22 protein-coding genes are annotated in these 16,396 nt (G+C 64.5%); 13 read left to right on the top strand and 9 right to left on the bottom strand.

What is annotated here, in order from left to right; all coding sequences use genetic code 11:
• Positions 1 to 6: 6 nt before the first annotated feature.
• The 5 genes from rplT to pheT all read left to right on the top strand — a co-directional run bounded on the left by rplT (position 7) and on the right by pheT (position 5,101).
• A complete protein-coding gene (gene rplT, locus ASE85_RS15935) occupies positions 7 to 369 on the top strand; it encodes a 50S ribosomal protein L20 (RefSeq protein ID WP_056690489.1) in 363 nt (120 codons plus the stop codon).
• Between the two features lie 172 nt (positions 370 to 541).
• A complete protein-coding gene (locus ASE85_RS15930; protein WP_056690484.1) occupies positions 542 to 1,159 on the top strand; it encodes a LysE family translocator in 618 nt (205 codons plus the stop codon).
• Positions 1,160 to 1,208: 49 nt separating this feature from the next.
• Positions 1,209 to 1,535 carry a GIY-YIG nuclease family protein gene (locus tag ASE85_RS15925; protein ID WP_056690481.1) on the top strand — a complete coding sequence of 109 codons (327 nt, stop codon included), beginning with the start codon at positions 1,209 to 1,211 and terminating at the stop codon, positions 1,533 to 1,535.
• Between the two features lie 60 nt (positions 1,536 to 1,595).
• Positions 1,596 to 2,687, top strand: coding sequence for a phenylalanine--tRNA ligase subunit alpha (pheS, locus tag ASE85_RS15920; RefSeq protein ID WP_056690478.1), 1,092 nt, complete (start codon positions 1,596 to 1,598; stop codon positions 2,685 to 2,687).
• Complete coding sequence (gene pheT, locus ASE85_RS15915) at positions 2,684 to 5,101, top strand: phenylalanine--tRNA ligase subunit beta (RefSeq protein WP_056690475.1); 2,418 nt, start codon at positions 2,684 to 2,686, stop codon at positions 5,099 to 5,101. Before pheS ends, pheT begins: the two co-directional genes overlap by 4 nt.
• Positions 5,102 to 5,371: 270 nt before the next feature.
• Here pheT and ASE85_RS15910 read toward each other — a convergent pair whose 3' ends face one another.
• The 8 genes from ASE85_RS15910 to ASE85_RS23580 all read right to left on the bottom strand — a co-directional run bounded on the left by ASE85_RS15910 (position 5,372) and on the right by ASE85_RS23580 (position 8,189).
• Positions 5,372 to 5,611 carry a hypothetical protein gene (locus tag ASE85_RS15910; RefSeq protein WP_056690472.1) on the bottom strand — a complete coding sequence of 80 codons (240 nt, stop codon included), beginning with the start codon at positions 5,609 to 5,611 and terminating at the stop codon, positions 5,372 to 5,374.
• 28 nt (positions 5,612 to 5,639) lie between these two features.
• Positions 5,640 to 5,897, bottom strand: coding sequence for a hypothetical protein (locus ASE85_RS15905; protein ID WP_056690469.1), 258 nt, complete (start codon positions 5,895 to 5,897; stop codon positions 5,640 to 5,642).
• 29 nt (positions 5,898 to 5,926) lie between these two features.
• Entirely contained in the window at positions 5,927 to 6,238 is a 312-nt protein-coding gene (locus tag ASE85_RS15900; protein ID WP_056691229.1) for a hypothetical protein, read from the bottom strand.
• 30 nt (positions 6,239 to 6,268) lie between these two features.
• Positions 6,269 to 6,559 carry a hypothetical protein gene (locus ASE85_RS15895; protein WP_056691227.1) on the bottom strand — a complete coding sequence of 97 codons (291 nt, stop codon included), beginning with the start codon at positions 6,557 to 6,559 and terminating at the stop codon, positions 6,269 to 6,271.
• Between the two features lie 37 nt (positions 6,560 to 6,596).
• A complete protein-coding gene (gene pspC / locus ASE85_RS15890; RefSeq protein ID WP_056690466.1) occupies positions 6,597 to 6,977 on the bottom strand; it encodes an envelope stress response membrane protein PspC in 381 nt (126 codons plus the stop codon).
• Between the two features lies 1 nt (position 6,978).
• The gene (pspB, locus tag ASE85_RS15885; protein ID WP_056690463.1) at positions 6,979 to 7,245 is read right to left on the bottom strand and encodes an envelope stress response membrane protein PspB; all 267 of its coding nucleotides are present in this window, start codon (positions 7,243 to 7,245) and stop codon (positions 6,979 to 6,981) included.
• A gap of 4 nt (positions 7,246 to 7,249) precedes the next feature.
• On the bottom strand, positions 7,250 to 7,930 hold the full coding sequence (gene pspA / locus ASE85_RS15880) for a phage shock protein PspA (protein WP_056690460.1): 681 nt from the start codon (positions 7,928 to 7,930) through the stop codon (positions 7,250 to 7,252).
• Positions 7,931 to 8,015: 85 nt separating this feature from the next.
• Positions 8,016 to 8,189 (bottom strand): hypothetical protein, encoded by a 174-nt coding sequence (locus ASE85_RS23580; protein ID WP_200928384.1) that lies wholly within the window; start codon positions 8,187 to 8,189, stop codon positions 8,016 to 8,018.
• 182 nt (positions 8,190 to 8,371) lie between these two features.
• Here ASE85_RS23580 and pspF point away from each other — a divergent pair, with 182 nt between their 5' ends.
• Positions 8,372 to 9,403, top strand: a complete 1,032-nt coding sequence (gene pspF, locus ASE85_RS15870) for a phage shock protein operon transcriptional activator (RefSeq protein WP_056690455.1) — start codon at positions 8,372 to 8,374, stop codon at positions 9,401 to 9,403.
• Positions 9,404 to 9,564: 161 nt separating this feature from the next.
• Here pspF and ASE85_RS15865 read toward each other — a convergent pair whose 3' ends face one another.
• Positions 9,565 to 10,443: a 3-hydroxybutyryl-CoA dehydrogenase gene (locus tag ASE85_RS15865; RefSeq protein ID WP_056690451.1), complete on the bottom strand. Its 879-nt coding sequence runs from the start codon at positions 10,441 to 10,443 to the stop codon at positions 9,565 to 9,567.
• Between the two features lie 163 nt (positions 10,444 to 10,606).
• Here ASE85_RS15865 and ASE85_RS15860 point away from each other — a divergent pair, with 163 nt between their 5' ends.
• The 7 genes from ASE85_RS15860 (at position 10,607) to ASE85_RS15830 (ending at position 16,205) form a co-directional block, all read left to right on the top strand.
• A complete protein-coding gene (locus tag ASE85_RS15860; RefSeq protein WP_056690447.1) occupies positions 10,607 to 11,077 on the top strand; it encodes a YbgC/FadM family acyl-CoA thioesterase in 471 nt (156 codons plus the stop codon).
• Positions 11,074 to 11,778 (top strand): protein TolQ, encoded by a 705-nt coding sequence (tolQ, locus tag ASE85_RS15855; protein ID WP_056690445.1) that lies wholly within the window; start codon positions 11,074 to 11,076, stop codon positions 11,776 to 11,778. The genes ASE85_RS15860 and tolQ overlap by 4 nt, the downstream gene beginning before the upstream one ends.
• A 34-nt stretch (positions 11,779 to 11,812) precedes the next feature.
• Positions 11,813 to 12,271: an ExbD/TolR family protein gene (locus ASE85_RS15850; RefSeq protein ID WP_056690442.1), complete on the top strand. Its 459-nt coding sequence runs from the start codon at positions 11,813 to 11,815 to the stop codon at positions 12,269 to 12,271.
• 18 nt (positions 12,272 to 12,289) lie between these two features.
• Positions 12,290 to 13,303, top strand: coding sequence for a hypothetical protein (locus ASE85_RS15845; RefSeq protein WP_056690438.1), 1,014 nt, complete (start codon positions 12,290 to 12,292; stop codon positions 13,301 to 13,303).
• Positions 13,300 to 14,631: a Tol-Pal system beta propeller repeat protein TolB gene (tolB, locus tag ASE85_RS15840; protein WP_056690435.1), complete on the top strand. Its 1,332-nt coding sequence runs from the start codon at positions 13,300 to 13,302 to the stop codon at positions 14,629 to 14,631. Before ASE85_RS15845 ends, tolB begins: the two co-directional genes overlap by 4 nt.
• A 115-nt stretch (positions 14,632 to 14,746) precedes the next feature.
• Complete coding sequence (pal, locus tag ASE85_RS15835; RefSeq protein WP_056690432.1) at positions 14,747 to 15,262, top strand: peptidoglycan-associated lipoprotein Pal; 516 nt, start codon at positions 14,747 to 14,749, stop codon at positions 15,260 to 15,262.
• Between the two features lie 133 nt (positions 15,263 to 15,395).
• Positions 15,396 to 16,205 carry an IclR family transcriptional regulator gene (locus ASE85_RS15830; RefSeq protein ID WP_235523576.1) on the top strand — a complete coding sequence of 270 codons (810 nt, stop codon included), beginning with the start codon at positions 15,396 to 15,398 and terminating at the stop codon, positions 16,203 to 16,205.
• Positions 16,206 to 16,396 lie beyond the last annotated feature (191 nt).

Here is a 16,396-nt window from a genome sequence, read left to right as displayed (position 1 = left end):
AGGCACATGGCACGCGTAAAACGTGGTGTAACCACCAAGGCGAAGCATAAGCGGATTTTGGATCAGGCGAAGGGCTATTATGGCCGTCGCAAGAATACGATCCGTGTCGCTCGCCAGGCCGTCGAAAAGGCCGGCCAGTACGCTTATCGCGACCGTAAGGTCAAGAAGCGCACCTTCCGTGGTCTGTGGATCCAGCGCATCAACGCCGGCGTCCGCGCCGAAGGCCTGACCTATTCGCAGTTCATGCACGGCCTGAAGCTGGCCGGCGTCGAACTGGACCGGAAGGTTCTGGCCGACATCGCGATGCACGAAGGCGAGGCGTTCAGCGCCATCATCGCCCAGGCGAAGGCTGCGCTGCCCGCAGCCTGAGCGGACTGATCGCAAGATCGTCTTGAAAAGGGCGCCGGGGCAGATGGCTTCGGCGCCCTTTTTGTTTTTACTCTATCTCTGTTCGTGCTGCGTCTTTCGAGGCAAGCACCACCCTTCGACAGGCTCAGGGTGAACGGAGGTTGGTTGAACCTCAGCATCGAGGAACCATCCCATGTCGCTGCATCTCTGGTGGTTGTACGTTACGGCGGTCTTCCTGATTTCGGCTACGCCCGGCCCCAACATGCTGCATGTGATGACGCAGAGCATCGCCCATGGCCCGCGCAAGGCGCTCGCCACGATGGCGGGGCTGATGAGCGCGGTGCTGCTGTGCCTGATCGCCTCGGCGCTCGGCCTTGGCGCGTTGCTCAAAGCGTCGCCACGGCTGTTCGACGTGCTGCGCTATGCCGGCGTCGCCTATCTGGTCTGGCTGGGGATCAAGGCATGGCGCGCGCCGGTGGGCGGCAGCGAAGCGCGGGCGACCAACGCCCGTTCGGCCCGCGCCCTCTATGGCACTGGCCTTCTGACCGGCCTCGCCAATCCCAAGCTGATCATCTTCGCCGCTGCGCTGTTCCCCCAGTTCATCGACCTGGAGCGGCCCTTCTGGTTGCAGCTCGCGGTCCTGATCGCCAGCTTCGTGGTGATCGAGAGCTTCTGGTATGGCGTCTATGCGCTGGGCGGCCTGCGCCTCGCTCGCTGGCTGGAACCTGTCAACCGGCAGAAGCTGTTCAATCGTGGGACCGGATTGATGTTCATAGGCTTTGGCGGGGCGTTGCTGGGCGCGCGGGCGTAAAAACTCCGTCATTCCCGCGAAGGCGGGAATCCATCTCCGGGCATAGTCGATGCAGCGCGACTTCGATCCGACAATTTACATATTGGCGAGCCACAAGAACGGCACTCTCTATATCGGCGTCACATCAAACCTGCTTCAACGCCTCTATCAGCATCGTTCGGGCTTGATCGAAGGCTTCTCTAAAGACTACGGCATCCAGCGACTGGTCTGGTTTGAAGGCGGCGGATCGAGGGAAGAGGCAATCCGGCGTGAAAAGCAGATCAAGAAGTGGAACAGGCAATGGAAGATCAACCTGATCGAACAGGCTAATCCCGACTGGAGGGATTTGGCGGTCGATCTGGGATTTGAGCCATTGGAGAGTCGGCGCGTCGATTGAGCGCCATGATATTTGGACAGGCCGGGAGATGGATTCCCGCCTTCGCGGGAATGACAGTGGATGAGTGAAATTGCCAATCTGAAAGCCGGCCTGATCGCCGACATCGCCGCCACCGACACGCTCGATGCGTTGGAGGCGTTGCGCGTGGGCGCACTGGGCAAGAGCGGGGTCGTGACTGGCCTCTTGAAGACGCTGGGTGGCATGTCGCCCGACGAGCGGATGGCGAAAGGCCCGTTGATCCAGGATCTGCGCGAGAGCGTGACGGCTGCGCTGGCCGACAGGAAGGCCGCGTTGGAGCAGGTCGCGCTGGACGCGAAGCTGGCGTCGGAGAAGGTCGACATGACCCTGCCCGCCGATCTGGGTCCGCAAGGGTCGGTCCATGCAGTCAGCCAAGTGATGGACGAACTGGCGGAAATCTTCGCCGACCTGGGCTTCTCGGTCGCCACGGGGCCGGAGATCGAGGACGACTGGCACAATTTCACCGCGCTCAATATTCCAGAGACGCACCCGGCGCGCGCGATGCACGACACATTCTACTTCCCCGATGAAGAGGGGCAGAAGCGGATGCTGCTGCGCACTCACACATCGCCGGTGCAGATCCGTACCATGATGACGCAGGAGCCGCCGATCCGCATCATCGCGCCGGGCCGCGTCTATCGCAGCGACTCTGACGCAACCCACACGCCGATGTTCCACCAGATCGAGGGGCTGGTGATCGACAAGGGCATTACGCTGGGTCACCTGAAATGGACGCTGGAGACGTTCCTGAAGGCGTTTTTCGAGCGCGAGGATATCGTCCTGCGCCTGCGCCCCAGCTACTTCCCCTTCACCGAACCATCGGTCGAGGTCGATGTCGGCTATACGCTGACGAACGGCCAGCGGGTCATCGGCGGCGACGGCGATGCGGCTGGCGGCGGCTGGCTGGAAGTGCTGGGCAGCGGCATGGTCAACCGGCGGGTGATCGAGGCGTGCGGGCTTGATCCGGACGAATGGCAGGGCTTTGCCTTCGGCACCGGGGTCGATCGGCTCGCCATGCTGAAATATGGGATGAACGACTTGCGCGCCTTCTTCGACGGCGACCTGCGCTGGCTGAAACATTATGGATTCTCGGCGCTCGATGTGCCTACGCTGTCGGGAGGAGTCGGCGCATGAAGTTCACCCTGAGCTGGCTCAAGACGCATCTGAAAACCGACGCGGACCTGACGACGATCCTCAAGACGCTGAACGCTATCGGGCTTGAGGTCGAAGGCGTCGAGAATCCTGCCGAGAAACTGGCCGGGTTCAAGATCGCCAGGGTGCTGACCGCCGAGCGTCATCCGCAGGCCGACAAGTTGCAGATACTGAGCGTCGACCATGGCGATGGATCGCCGTTGCAGGTCGTGTGCGGCGCGCCCAATGCCCGCGCGGGCCTGATCGGCGTGTTCGGGGTCGAAGGCGCCATGGTGCCATCGAACGGCATGGTGCTGAAGAAGACCGCGATCCGCGGCGTCGAATCCAACGGCATGATGTGTTCCACCCGCGAACTGGAACTGGGCGAGGATCATGACGGCATCATCGAACTGGCGGACACTGCGCCGGTGGGTCAGGTCTATGCCGACTGGGCGGGCCTGAACGATCCGGTGATCGACGTATCCGTCACCCCGAACCGGCAGGATTGCATGGGTGTGCGCGGCATCGCGCGCGATCTGGCGGCGGCGGGTCTTGGTACGCTCAATGCCATCATCGTGCCGACCATCAAGGGCGTAGGTCCGGGACCGGATGTGCGCACCGACGATGTGGATGGGTGCCCGGCTTTCTTCGCCCGCACCGTGCGCGGCGTGACCAATGGGGCTTCGCCCCACTGGATAGCCAAGCGGTTGAAGGCGATCGGGCAGAAGCCGATCAGCACTTTGGTCGACATCACCAATTATATCATGATCGACCTGGGCCGGCCGCTGCATGTCTATGACATGGCGACGCTGAAGGGCGGCCTTGTCGCCCGCAAGGGCAAGGCCGGCGAGCAGGTTCTGGCGCTGAACGGCAAGACCTACACGGTCGATGAGACGATGACGGTCATCGCCGACGATGAAGCCGTGCACGATATCGGCGGCATCATGGGCGGCGAACATTCGGGCGCTCAGGACGGCACGACCGACGTGCTGATCGAATGCGCCTATTTCACGCCGGAACGCATCGCGATGACGGGGCAGAAGCTGACCCTGACCAGTGATGCGCGCGGCCGGTTCGAGCGGGGCGTCGATCCGGCATTTCTGGACGATGGCCTGTCGATCGCGACCGATCTGGTGGTGAAACTGTGCGGTGGTACGGCGAGCGAGTCGACCCGCGCCGGGACGCCGCCCGCGACGCCGAAGACCGTCGCTTACAGTCCCGACCAGTGCCTGGCGCTAGCCGGCGTGGATGTGCCGGCGGATGAGCAGCAGCGCATCCTCGAAAGCCTCGGCTTTGTGGTGAACGCCACCGGGGGCGGCTTCGAATATCAGGATGGCATGCCCGTCAGCGTGCCGGCTAGCTGGACCATCACGGTCCCGACATGGCGGCGCGACGTCGATGGCTGGCCCGATATCGTCGAGGAAGTGGTGCGCATCGTCGGTCTGGACCATGTGCCCTCCACGCCGCTTCCGCGGGTGCCGGGCGTCGCCCGCCCGACCGCCACGCCAGAGCAACTGGTCGAGCGTCGGGTGCGTCGCACCGCGGCGGCGCGCGGTTTGGCCGAGGCGATCAACTGGTCGTTCCTGTCCGAAAAGGAAGCCGCTGCCGTGGGCGGGGGTGACTGGACGCTGGCCAATCCGATCTCCGAAGATCTGAAGGTCATGCGGCCTTCGCTGCTGCCTGGCCTGCTGTCGGCGACGAAGCGCAATGTCGATCGCAGCGCGACGAGCGTGCGCCTGTTCGAGCTGGGCCGTCGCTATTTCAAGCAGGGCGAGCGTGCGACCGTCGGTTTCGTTCTGGCCGGTGAAAAGACACCGCGTGGCTGGCAAAGCGGCAAGGCGCAGGCGTTCGATGCGTTCGATGCCAAGGCGGAGGTGATCGCGTTGCTGGCCGCCGCCGGTGCGCCGGTGGGCAATCTCCAGAATTTCGGGGAAGCGTCCGCCGCCTATCACCCCGGCCAGTCGGGTACGCTGCGGCTGGGGCCGAAGGTGGTGTTGGCCGAATATGGCGTGCTGCATCCGTCGCTGGCGAAGCAGTTCGGCCTCATCGGCACCGTGGTCGCGGGCGAAATCTTCCTCGACGCCATTCCGGGCAAGCGCAAGAGCGGCTTCATGCGCGCGCCCTATGCGCCGCCGGCGTTGCAGGCGGTGAAGCGGGACTTCGCCTTCCTTGTGCCGGACACGGTCGAGGCCGATGCGCTGGTGCGCGGCGTGAAAGGCGCGGACAAGAAGAGCATCGTCGATGTCCGTCTGTTCGACGTCTTCGTCGGGCCGGGCGTGGAGGATGGCTATAAGTCGCTCGCCATCGAGGTGACGTTGCAGCCGGGCGAGAAGAGCTTCAGTCAGGACGAGCTGGAGGCGATCAGCGCCGCCGTGGTCAAGGCCGCGCAGAAGCTGGGCGGTAGTTTGCGGGGCTAGAGCGCGCTGCGTTAAATCCGATGCAGGGCGGGCACTCTAGTTTTTTGTTTTTGCATCGTTTTAAGCGAAAAACCGGTTCCCACTTTTCCGCACGATGCTCTAAAATTCGGAAAGGGGTGCGGCGTTCAGACACCGCGCCCTCTATTTTCTCCCGTTCTTGCTGGGTAGCCACTGAGCGAAGTCGAAGGGGAGTATCAAAGATCGGATGCTTCGATACGGGGCTTCGATTTCGCTCAGCCCCTAATCAGCACGAACGGATAGTAGAGACTTTTACAGATCCACGCCGGCGGCGATCGCTTCCAGCTTGCGGATGCGTTCCTTGAGATCGGCGACCTCGATCCGGGCGGCGGCGGTGGGGGGACCGCTGTCCTCGCCGTGGCCATAGCGGATCAGTTCGGCGCGCTTGAGTTCCAGCCAGCCGTTCCAGCCGCGCAGGCCGGCGGCCGTGATGATGGAGAGGCCGGCCAGGCTGGCCGCCGCCAGTGTGATGTAGAGATAGGGGTCTTGCATTTAAGCCTCCCTTTCCGGTTGCCAGCGATCAGTCGCGGTCCCGGAGTTTTTCGAATTCCCGCTCCAGCGCGGTGGAGCCATCCGTCGCCAGCCGTTCCAGCACGGCCACACGGTCCTTGAGCGCCTTGACCTCCGCGCGCAGCCGTTCCGTTTCCGGATCGGGGCCGCGCTGGATCAGCGCTTCGCCCTTGCCGTGGCGCGCGACGCCATATTTTGCCTGCAAAACCCGCGAGATTGCGACGATCGCCACGATAAGGACGACCATGGAAAAAGGATTGTCGATCATCTGTCTTGTCCCTTGATGGAGTCGCGCGATCAGTTGGCGGGGCGGCGCAACTGTTCGATCTCGCGGTTCAACTGATGGCTTTCATCGGTGACGATGCGTTCGACCACGATGAGGCGATCCTTCATCGACCCGATCTCGGCCCGTAGCTGCGCGTTTTCCTGGCTCAGCAGCTTGATGCGCTCGATCATTTCCGCATTCTTCTGCGGATAGACGGGCTTGCCCCAGCTGTTTTCCAGCGGATAGCCATTCTTCACGCGCAGCCAGGTGGTGAAGATCCAGCCGCCCACCGCCAGCGATCCGACGATGATCGCCACCGGGGCAAAGGCTTCAAATGGAAACATCATGGTTTAACTCCCCTTGGCCGGCCGGTGTCAGCGCAGCGCGTCGATGTCGCGCGCGGTGCGGGTGGCAGGATCGGTGGCGATCCTCTCCAGCACGGCGATGCGCTCTTCGAGACGGCTGATGCGGCCAACCAGCTTTTCGTTTTCGTTTGAAAGAAGGTCGATTTTTCGACCAGCGTCGGCATCCGTTCGATCAACGGTGCCAGTCCACTCATTTTCCACCGGATAGCCGTGCCGGGCACGGACCCAGGTGGTGAACATCCAGCCCAGCGTCGACATGGCGATGATGGCGAGGACGAAATAGGGTCCACTAAAGCTCATGAACATTCTCCCCTGTTATGAGGCCCCGACGCGGCACTCAGCGCAGGCTGTCGATCTCGTCGGCGAGGCGGGTGTTGCGGCTGGTGTAGTAGATTTCGATGTCGGCCAGCCGGCGATCAATGTCGCGGAACTTGGAGCGGACGTCGCGGGTCGAGCGGGTCGGGTTGGTGCGCACACCCTGCCAGAATTTCTGGTCGTCGCGATCCGCATAGAGGCCCGACGGCTTGTTATCGGCGAAATAGACGGCGGCGAAATAGGCCACCAGCGTCCAGGGGAAGGCGCCCATCAGGGTGACGAGCACCGCCCCGACGCGAACCCAGGTCACGTCGATCCCGGTATAGTCGGCGATGCCCGAGCATACGCCCATCCATTTGCCATTGACCTTGTCGAGGTAGAATTTGGTGCGGCGGGCGGTCATGTCAATTCCTCCGGTCGAGTTCGTAGCCATCGTCGACCGATGGGCGAGAGGGGCGGAAATCGGGATTGTCGGCGGCGACGATCCGTTCGATCGTCTGGAGCCGTTCTTCGAGGCGGCGGGCGAGAAGGTGGAGTTCGTCCAGCAGCTTCTCATCCTCGTCGGTGATCTTGGGCGCCTGCTTCCACTTGGTGACATAGTGGAAGATCAGCCAGGGCATGCCGATGAACAGCATGCCGCAGACCATGATCGGCAGGAATATGTCTTCCATCGGATCAGGCTCCCCCGGTCTTGTCGGCGTTCATGCTGGCCTTGAGCGCGGCCAGATCGGCATCGACCTTGTCGGCCGACTTCAATTCCGCAATCTCTTCCTCCAGCGTCTTGGGCTGACCGCCCAGCGTCACGGCGTCGGCGCGGCCTTCGGCCATATCGACGCGGCGTTCCAGCATGTCGAAGCGGGCGAAGGCGTCGTTGACCTTCTCGCCGGCATAGGCTTCGCGGACGCGCAGGCGGTTTTCGGCGCTCTGCATGCGGGTGACCAGGCTGTTCTGGCGGGCGCGGGCCTCGCGCAGCTTGCCTTGCAGCTTGGCGATATCCTCTTCCGAGGCGCGCAGGGCTTCGTCCAGCGTCTCGATCTCATGATTGAGATGATCGGCCATGTCGGCTGCCTTCTGGCGCTCGACCAGCGCGGCCTTGGCGAGGTCTTCGCGATCCTTCGACAAAGCCAACTGCGCCTTTTCGGTCCAGCTATCCTGCAAGGCATTCAGCTTGGCGATGTGGCGGCGCATTTCCTTCTGGTCGGCGATGGTGCGGGCGGCGGACGCGCGCACCTCGACCAAAGTTTCCTCCATTTCGAGGATGATCATGCGGATCATCTTCGCGGGATCTTCGGCCTTGTCGAGCAGGTCGGTCACATTGGCGGCGATGATGTCGCGGGTGCGGGAGAAAATACCCATTTTAACGTCACTCCTGGTCGTAACTTGGTTCAGGTACCGGGGCGGGCGAGAGGGGGCAAGTCCCGCCCCGGCCGGGGGTGCGGCCTTACGCCAGATAGCGCAGGGCTGCGGGGGTGTGTTGCGTCGCGAGGACCGGGATTTCGCTGGCGCTGGCCGGGCCGACCGCCGAAAGGATCATGGTCGATCCGAACAGAACGGCGACGATAGCGACCGACATCAGCTGGCCGATTTCGCGAACGCTGTTGGTCTGGTTGGTCATGGTCATACTCCCTGAATCTTGGCCTTCATAGGTTCCGCGATTGATTGCGGATTGTCCCCAGCTTTGCAGAGGCCGTGCCAGTTTCAGGAAATGGCGGATTTGCTGGAATTTTCAGTCCTGCCGCGACACCGTGCCAATATGCCGCTTGCCAAGGAGTGGGAAATTTCACCATAAGTTGGCGCATGGAGAAAAATACGCAGTTTGTCGGCCAGAGCTTCGCCTTTCTCGACGCGGTCGAGCAGGCTGGGCGCGCGGCCGAACTGAACCGGCCGGTGCTGGTGATCGGCGAGCGCGGCACCGGCAAGGAGCTGATCGCCGAGCGACTGCACCATCTGTCGCCGCGCTGGGGCGAGCCGCTCATCACGATGAACTGCGCCGCCCTGCCGGAGACGCTGATCGAGGCGGAACTGTTCGGCCATGAGCAGGGCGCGTTCACCGGCGCGACCAAGGCGCGGCCCGGCCGGTTCGAGGATGCCGATGGCGGGACGCTGTTCCTGGATGAGCTGGGCACATTGTCGATGGCGGCGCAGGAACGGCTGTTGCGCGTGGTCGAATATGGCGAGGTGACGCGGATCGGCGCGTCGAAGCCGCTGACCGTGGACGTGCGGATCGTGGCGGCGACCAATGAGGATCTGCCCGCCGCGGCGGAGGACGGGCGGTTCCGGCCCGATTTGCTCGACCGGCTGAGTTTCGAGGTCATCACCCTGCCCCCGCTGCGCGCGCGGGAGGGGGACATCACGGTACTGGCGGATCATTTCGGGCGGCGCATGGCTGCCGAGCGCAACTGGCCGCAATGGCCGGGCTTTACCGCGGCCTGCGCGGCGGAACTGGAGGGCCATGGCTGGCCGGGCAATGTCCGCGAACTGCGCAATGTGGTGGAACGCGCCGTCTATCGCTGGGAAGAGCCGGGGCGGCCGATCAGCCGCATCACCTTCGACCCGTTCGCATCACCGTGGAAGCCCAGGCCGATGATGCCGAAGGCGAGCGCTGCGCCGGCGGGCGATGCCGCTGCCCCGGTTGCCGTCGCCGCGCCGGCGATCATGTTCGAGGATATCAGCGACTTGCGCGCGGCGGTGGACGGGCATGAGGCGGCGATCATCCGCGCGGCGCTGGACCGGTTCCGCTACAATCAGCGCGCGACCGCCAAGGGGCTGGGCCTCACCTACGACCAGTTGCGTCACTGCATGAAGAAACATGGCCTGAGCGCGGGCTGATCCTCCCCGGCACGGTTCGGCAGAGTGCCGTTCCTCTGCCGAAGAGGGCCGCTGGCAAAGCCAGTGGTGGAGGGGGCGTTCGGCCAGTGCGGCCTCAAGCGGCGCCCCCCCTCCGTCACCCCTGCGGGGCGCCACCTCCCCGCGGACGGGGAGGATTGGCCTCAGCGCGTGGGGACCGGTTCAGCGCCGCTATAGTCGTAGAAGCCCTTGCCGGTCTTGCGACCGTACCAGCCGGCCTCGACATATTTGACCAGCAGCGGCGCCGGGCGATATTTGGGGTCGCCGGTGGTGGTGAGGAAGACGTTGAGAATTTCGAGCGCTGTGTCGAGGCCAACGAAATCGAGCAGGGTCAGCGGTCCCATCGGGTGATTGAGGCCAAGCTTGCAGCCCTGATCGATGTCGGTGACGCTGCCCACGCCTTCGCCCAGCACGAACACGGCTTCATTGAGCATCGGCAGCAGGATGCGGTTCACCACGAAGCCCGGCGCGTCGAAGGCGTGGACCGTGGTCTTGCCGATGCGCGAGGCGAAGCCCTCCACCGCGGCGATGGTTTCGGGCGTGGTGGCAAGGCCGCGAATGACCTCCACCAGCACCATCACCGGGACGGGGTTGAAGAAATGAACGCCGACGAAGCGGCCGGCATCGGGCGCGGCCTGGGCCAGTCGGGTGATGGGGATGGAGGATGTGTTGGTGGCGAGGATCGCGTCGGGGGCGAGGATCTTGCCGACATTGGCGAAGATGGCGCGCTTCACCTCCTCACGCTCGGTCGCGGCCTCGATCACCAGTTGCGCGCCAGCCAGCGGCGCGATGTCGCCGGCCGGGGTGATGCGGGCGAGCGCGGCATCCGCATCGGCCTGGCTGATCTTTTCCTTTTCCACGGCGCGGGCCAGCAGCTTGGCGATGCCAGCCAGCCCCTTTTCCGCGCGGGGCAGGTCGACGTCCGAGAGGATGACCTCATAGCCCGCCTGCGCGGCGACCTGGGCGATGCCCGCCCCCATCTGGCCCGCGCCGATCACGCCTACCGTCCGAATATCCGTCATGCCTGTCTCTCCCTCATGAATGCTCAATCCCTTAGCTGCGCGGCGCCATGGGGGCTACTGTCTAATGCAGCAGGCGGCGTAGCGTGCCGTCACGACGGACGGATTGAGCGGGGCCGCCATTTCCGGCTTTGCGCTGCGCGGCGGCCATGGTTAAAAGCCCGGCATGTCTGTTTCCGAAATGATGCCCGCGCCGGCCACCGGACGCTTCATTGCCGCCGTGCATCATTTCCCCGTGCGCGTCTATTTCGAGGATACCGACCTGTCCGGCCTCGTCTACCACGCCAATTATCTGCGCTATATGGAGCGCGCCCGGTCCGACATGCTGCGCGTTGCGGGCATCGACCAGCGCGGCAACCATGAAGACGGTGCGGGCGTCTATGCCGTCACCGACCTTCAGATCAAATATCGCCGCCCCGCCCGGCTGGACGATGACCTGATGGTGGTCAGCCATGTGACGGCGGTGCGCGCCGCCAGTTGCGCCATTCATCAGTCAGTCAGGTGCGGCGCGGAAGAGTTGACGAACGCCAGCATTTCCGTCGCCTGGCTGACGCCGCAGGGCCGCCCGCAGCGCCAGCCCAAGGCCTGGACCGACATTTTCACTCGCCTGCTCCAAGGGGAAGACCTTCACCCATGACGCTCAACCTGCCTGCCGGCGCCATTACCGACGCCGCGACCATTTCCCCGCTTGCCCTGTTCCTTCAGGCCGACATCGTCGTGAAAGGCGTGATGCTGGGCCTGTTGCTGGCCAGCATCTGGACCTGGGCGATCATCCTGTCCTTCAGCGTCAGCCTGCGCAAGGCGAGCAAGGAAAGCCGCAAGTTCGAGGCCGATTTCTGGAAGGCGGAGGATATCGACCGCTTTTATGAATCCCGCGGCAAGGCGGAATTCCCGGCGGCCAAGGTGATGGCGGCGGGCGTCACCGAATGGCGGCGATCGACCGCGCAGAAGGTGGTCGATCGCGACGGGACGCGCGACCGGCTGGCGACGTCGATGTCGAGCACGATCGCGTCCGAGGTGGATCGGCTGTCGGACCGGCTGAACATTTTGGCGACGGTGGCGTCGGCCGCGCCGTTCATCGGCCTGTTCGGCACGGTGTGGGGCATCATGCGCGCCTTCACCAGCATCGCGGCCGAGCAGAATAGTTCGCTTGCCGTGGTGGCGCCGGGCATTGCCGAGGCGCTGTTCGCGACCGCCATCGGTCTGTTCGCGGCGATCCCGGCGCTGATCGCCTACAACCGGTTCAGCCATGGCATCAACCGGCTGGAAGCGGGACTGACCCGCTTTGCCGACAGCTTCTATGCGACGCTGAGCCGTGAGTTGGAGGCGCAGCGATGACCTTGGGCATCGCTGCAAACAAGGGAGCGCGCTGATGGCGATGTCCGGTCCTCCCTCTGCCCGGCGCGGGCGCGGGCGCGCGCCGATGGCCGACATCAATGTGACGCCGCTGGTCGACGTCATGCTGGTGCTGCTGATCATCTTCATGGTGACCGCGCCGTTGCTGGTGACGGGCGTACCGGTGAACCTGCCCGAAACGCGGGCCAAGGGGCTGGACGCGGATGCCAAGCCGACGATCGTGTCGATCGACCGGGACGGCGGCCTGTTCATCAACGACGACCAGATCGGCGACGCCGACCTGCCCGACCGCCTGGCCGAAATCGCGTCGGCCCATGCCGGCCAGCCCGAACCGCCGCAAATCTTCCTGCGGGCCGATACGGCGCTGGACTATGGTCGGGTGATGCGGGTCATGGGTGAACTCAATCGCGCCGGCCTGAACAAGGTATCGCTTGTCAGCACCGATGCCGGGTCGGACAGCGGCAGTTCAGAATAGGGGCCCTAGGTCAGCGATATGGAGCGTACGGAAAAGATCGGCCTTGGGGTCGCGACGGCAGGACACGTCCTGCTGTTCGGGCTGCTGTCCGCCGGTTTCCTGTCCACCCCCAACCCGTTGAAGCTGAAGTCCCCGCCGATGGACATCAGCCTGGTCGATGAGGTCGCGCTGCAATCGACCGCGCCGCAGATATCGAGCCAGCCGCCGCCGCCCAGTGTCGCGCCGGAGGAAGGCCCGACCGAGGACGCCAAGCCCGCGCCGGAACCGGCCCCGGCGCCTGAACCCACGCCTGCACCGCCCGAGCCGAAACCGGTACCCAAGCCCCTGCCCAAACCGACCCCGCCCAAGCCGGTCGTGAAGGAGGTGCCCAAGCCTCAGCCAAAGCCGACGCCGGCCAAGAAAGAGGTGGCAAAGACGCCGGCCAAGCCCAAGCCCGCGCCGGAGAAGCCAGCGCCCAAGGCCAAGCCCGCGCCTGAAAAGCCGGCCGCCAAGGCGAAGCCTGCGCCTGAAAAGCCCAAGGCTGCTGCCGCCGCGCCGTCCAGAGCGAAGAGCAACGCCAAGGGCAAGAGCGACGCACCGGCCAAGGCGTCGGGCACTGGCAAGGCGGACAAGCCCAAGGGATCGTTGCTGGGCAAGGATTTCCTGAAGGGCATCGACACCAAGGACGATGCGCCGCGCAAGCCCGCGCCGCCGCCCGCCGCCGCCATGGGGCCGGCACAGAAGTCGGCGCTGGATGCGGAACTGCGTCGTCAGTTGAAGCCGCACTGGCGGCCACCTTCGGGCGCGGATGCCGACCAGTTGGTGACGTTGCTGGAGGTCCGCCTCGACAAAAATGGTGCCGTCATCGGCACGCCGGAGATTATCGATCAGCAGGGCGTGACCGCCAGCAACCGGCCGCAGGCCAAGCTGCATGCGGAACGCGCGATTCAGGCGGTGAAGCTGGCGTCGCCCTTCCGCAACATGCCGCCCGAATATTATGACCAATGGAAATGGCTCCGGCCACTCCGCTTTGACGCGAGGCTGAACCGATGAACATCCCTCTCCGCCGCCTGGCCCTCGCGACTGTCGCGCTGGCCGCTGCCCTGTCTGCGCCGGCGATGGCGCAATTGTCGGTCGACGTGACCGGCGACATCGATGCCAGTCTGAAGATCGCCGTTCCAGCTCTGCCCGCGCAGCAGGATGTCGCGACGCCGGCCGGCACGGCCAGCGAACTGGGCCGCAAGATCGCCGAGGTGATCGCGTCGGACCTGAAGGGGTCTGGCCTGTTCGATCCGTCGGGTCCGGGCGGATTGCCCGCGCTGGCCTTTCCGGAAGTCACCAACCCCGTCTATGACAAATGGGGCGCCTATCAGGCGCTGGCGCAGGGGTTCGTGCGGACGACCGGCGGCGAGGCGGACATTACCGTGGGCTGCTACCTCTATGACGTCGCGCTCAAGCAGGAGCTGACGCGGCAGGGCTATGTGGTTGCGCCACGCGACTGGCGACGGGCCGCGCATAAATGCGCCGACGCCATCTACGCCCGGCTGTCGGGCGAAAGCCCCTTCTTCGACAGCCGCATCGCCTATATCGCGGAGAGCGGACCCAAGGGCGCGCGGGTCAAGCGGCTGGCCATCATGGATAGCGACGGGGCGAACCACCGCTTCATCACCAATGGGCAGTCGATGGCGCTGACGCCGCGCTTTTCGCCCGATTACAAGTCGATCCTCTATGTCAGCTATCTGGGCAGCCGGGTGCGCCTCTATATCTACGATATCGGCGCCGGGCAGCAGAAGCTGGTGACGGAAAGCAGCAATGCGACCTTCGCGCCACGCTGGTCGCCCGATGGCCGCAACATCCTCTTCTCCATGGCGGTGGCGGGCAACACCGACATTTATCGCGTGTCGGCCAGCGGCGGCACGCCTGTACGGCTGACCAATTCTCCGGGCATCGACGTGGGTGGCAGCTATTCGCCCGACGGCAGCCAGATCGTGTTCGAAAGCGACCGGTCGGGCGGGCAGCAAATCTATGTGATGAACGCCGACGGCTCCAACCAGCGGCGGATCAGCCATGGCGGCGGTCGCTATGCGACGCCCGAATGGTCGCCGCGCGGCGACCTGATCGCCTTCACCAAGCTGTCGGGCGACTTCAAGGTGGCGGTGATGACGCCCAGCGGCGACAATGAGCGCATCCTGACCAATGGCTGGCAGGACGAGCAGCCGACCTGGTCGCCCAATGGCCGCGTGCTGCAATTTTTCCGTACTACGCCGGGCAAGCAGGGCAGCAGCCAGGTGTGGCAGGTCGACCTGACCGGCGTGAACGAGCGGCGGATTCCGACGCCGCTCAGCGGGTCCGATCCGGCCTGGGGCCCATTGCTGCCATAATGTTGCGTTCCGGCGGCTTCTTTGGGGGAACCTAGTCGTCTTGACAGCGTAACGAACTTCACGGACCTTGATGCCGTCTTAGCGGGCGGCATGGAAAATATCGAAGGAGACCTTCATGAAATTGTCCCGGACCCTGGTCATGGCGACCGCCATCATCGCATTGGCCGCCTGCTCGAAAAAGCCGCCGGCCGAATTGCCCCCTGCCCCCGGCGGCAATGGCGGCACGACCGCACCCAGCACTGGCGTCGGCACCGGCGGTCCGGTCAAGGGCAGCCAGGAAGATTTCATGGCGTCGGTCGCATCCGACCGCATCTTATTTGGCCTGGACCAATATGATGTCGATGCCGAGGATCAGGCGACCTTGCAGAGTCAGGCCGCCTGGCTGCGCCAGAATCCGTCGGTGCGCGTCACGATCGAGGGGCATGCGGACGAGCGCGGCACCCGCGACTATAATATCGCGCTGGGGGAGCGTCGGGCCAATGCGGCGAAGAATTATCTCGCTTCGCTGGGGATCGATCCGGGCCGACTGACCACGGTCAGTTATGGCAAGGAACGGCCGGCGGCGTTGGGGTCGGACGAAGCAAGCTGGGCGCAGAATCGCCGCGCGGTGACTGTCACCATCCAATATTGATCGCCTTATCGAGGCACATCACAGGCCCGCCGGTCCCAGCGACCGGCGGGCCTTTTACATGGTCGCAACAAACAGGCTGACAAAAGGCCCAATCTGGCCGATACGCTTTCCTCTATATGGAACGCCCCGATATATGGGACGGCGGTATAGCGAGAGCATCATGCAGGACGGCAACGACAAGAAGGACGGAACCGAAGCGGTCAAGGGGACGCAGACGCTGATGCGCGCGCTCGACATCATGGACGAGGTGATCGACGGGCCGATCCGCGCCGCAGACCTTGCGCGCAAGCTGGGCATGAGCAAGACCACCGCGCACCGGCTGGTGCAGGCGCTGAAATCGCGCAACTATCTGTCGGTGACGCGCGACGGCTTTGCGCTGGGGCCGAAGCTGTTGCAACTGGGCGTGCTGGCGACCGAGCAGATCGACTATGTGCGGGTCGCCCGACCTTTCATGGAATTGCTGTCGGACCGCACCGGATTCTGCGTGTTCGTGGGCAAGCGCGAGGGCGACTGGTCGCGCCATCTGGACCGGGTGACGGGGACGCAGCGGCTGCGCGTCGCGACCGCGCCGGGCGATCGACGGCCGGTGGCGGAAACGGGCCTGGGCAAGGCGCTGCTGCTGGACGAGGATGAAGCGAGCTGGGAACGGCTGTATGGCGAGGCCAAGGATGGCAAGGTGACGCCGGCGCAGATACAGGCCTATGTCGTGGAAATGCGCGGGCACAAGGCGCGCGGCGAGGTGCTGCACGACAGCGAACTGGGCGACGGGGTACGGTCGATCGCGGTACCGATCCGCGATGCCAAGGGACAGATTTGCATCGCCATCTCGATCGCCAGCGCCGCCCATTATCTGACCGACGACCTGCGCGACGGGCTGGCCGAGCAGGTGATGCGATCGGCCGAGCAGATCAGCGCTGCGGTGGGCTATGCCGGGCCGCGCTGAACAGGAGAGTCCGCGCTTAACTTCGCACATTTCCCGCTGATTGCGACATTTTCGATCCGGAATAGGACATTATGTTGCGAGCAGCGTCGGCGATAGCGGCAGTTTACCATCGCGACGTACAATAGGACAGCCGGACACAATAAGGGCGCGGTCACCGGGGTGGCCGCGCCCTTGAGTTTGGGGGAGGATGA

It is taken from the genome of Sphingobium sp. Leaf26 (assembly GCF_001421665.1).
Classification (GTDB): domain Bacteria; phylum Pseudomonadota; class Alphaproteobacteria; order Sphingomonadales; family Sphingomonadaceae; genus Sphingobium.
The sequence above is the reverse complement of the archived record's forward strand: the minus strand, read 5'-3'. Positions and strand labels throughout refer to the sequence as shown.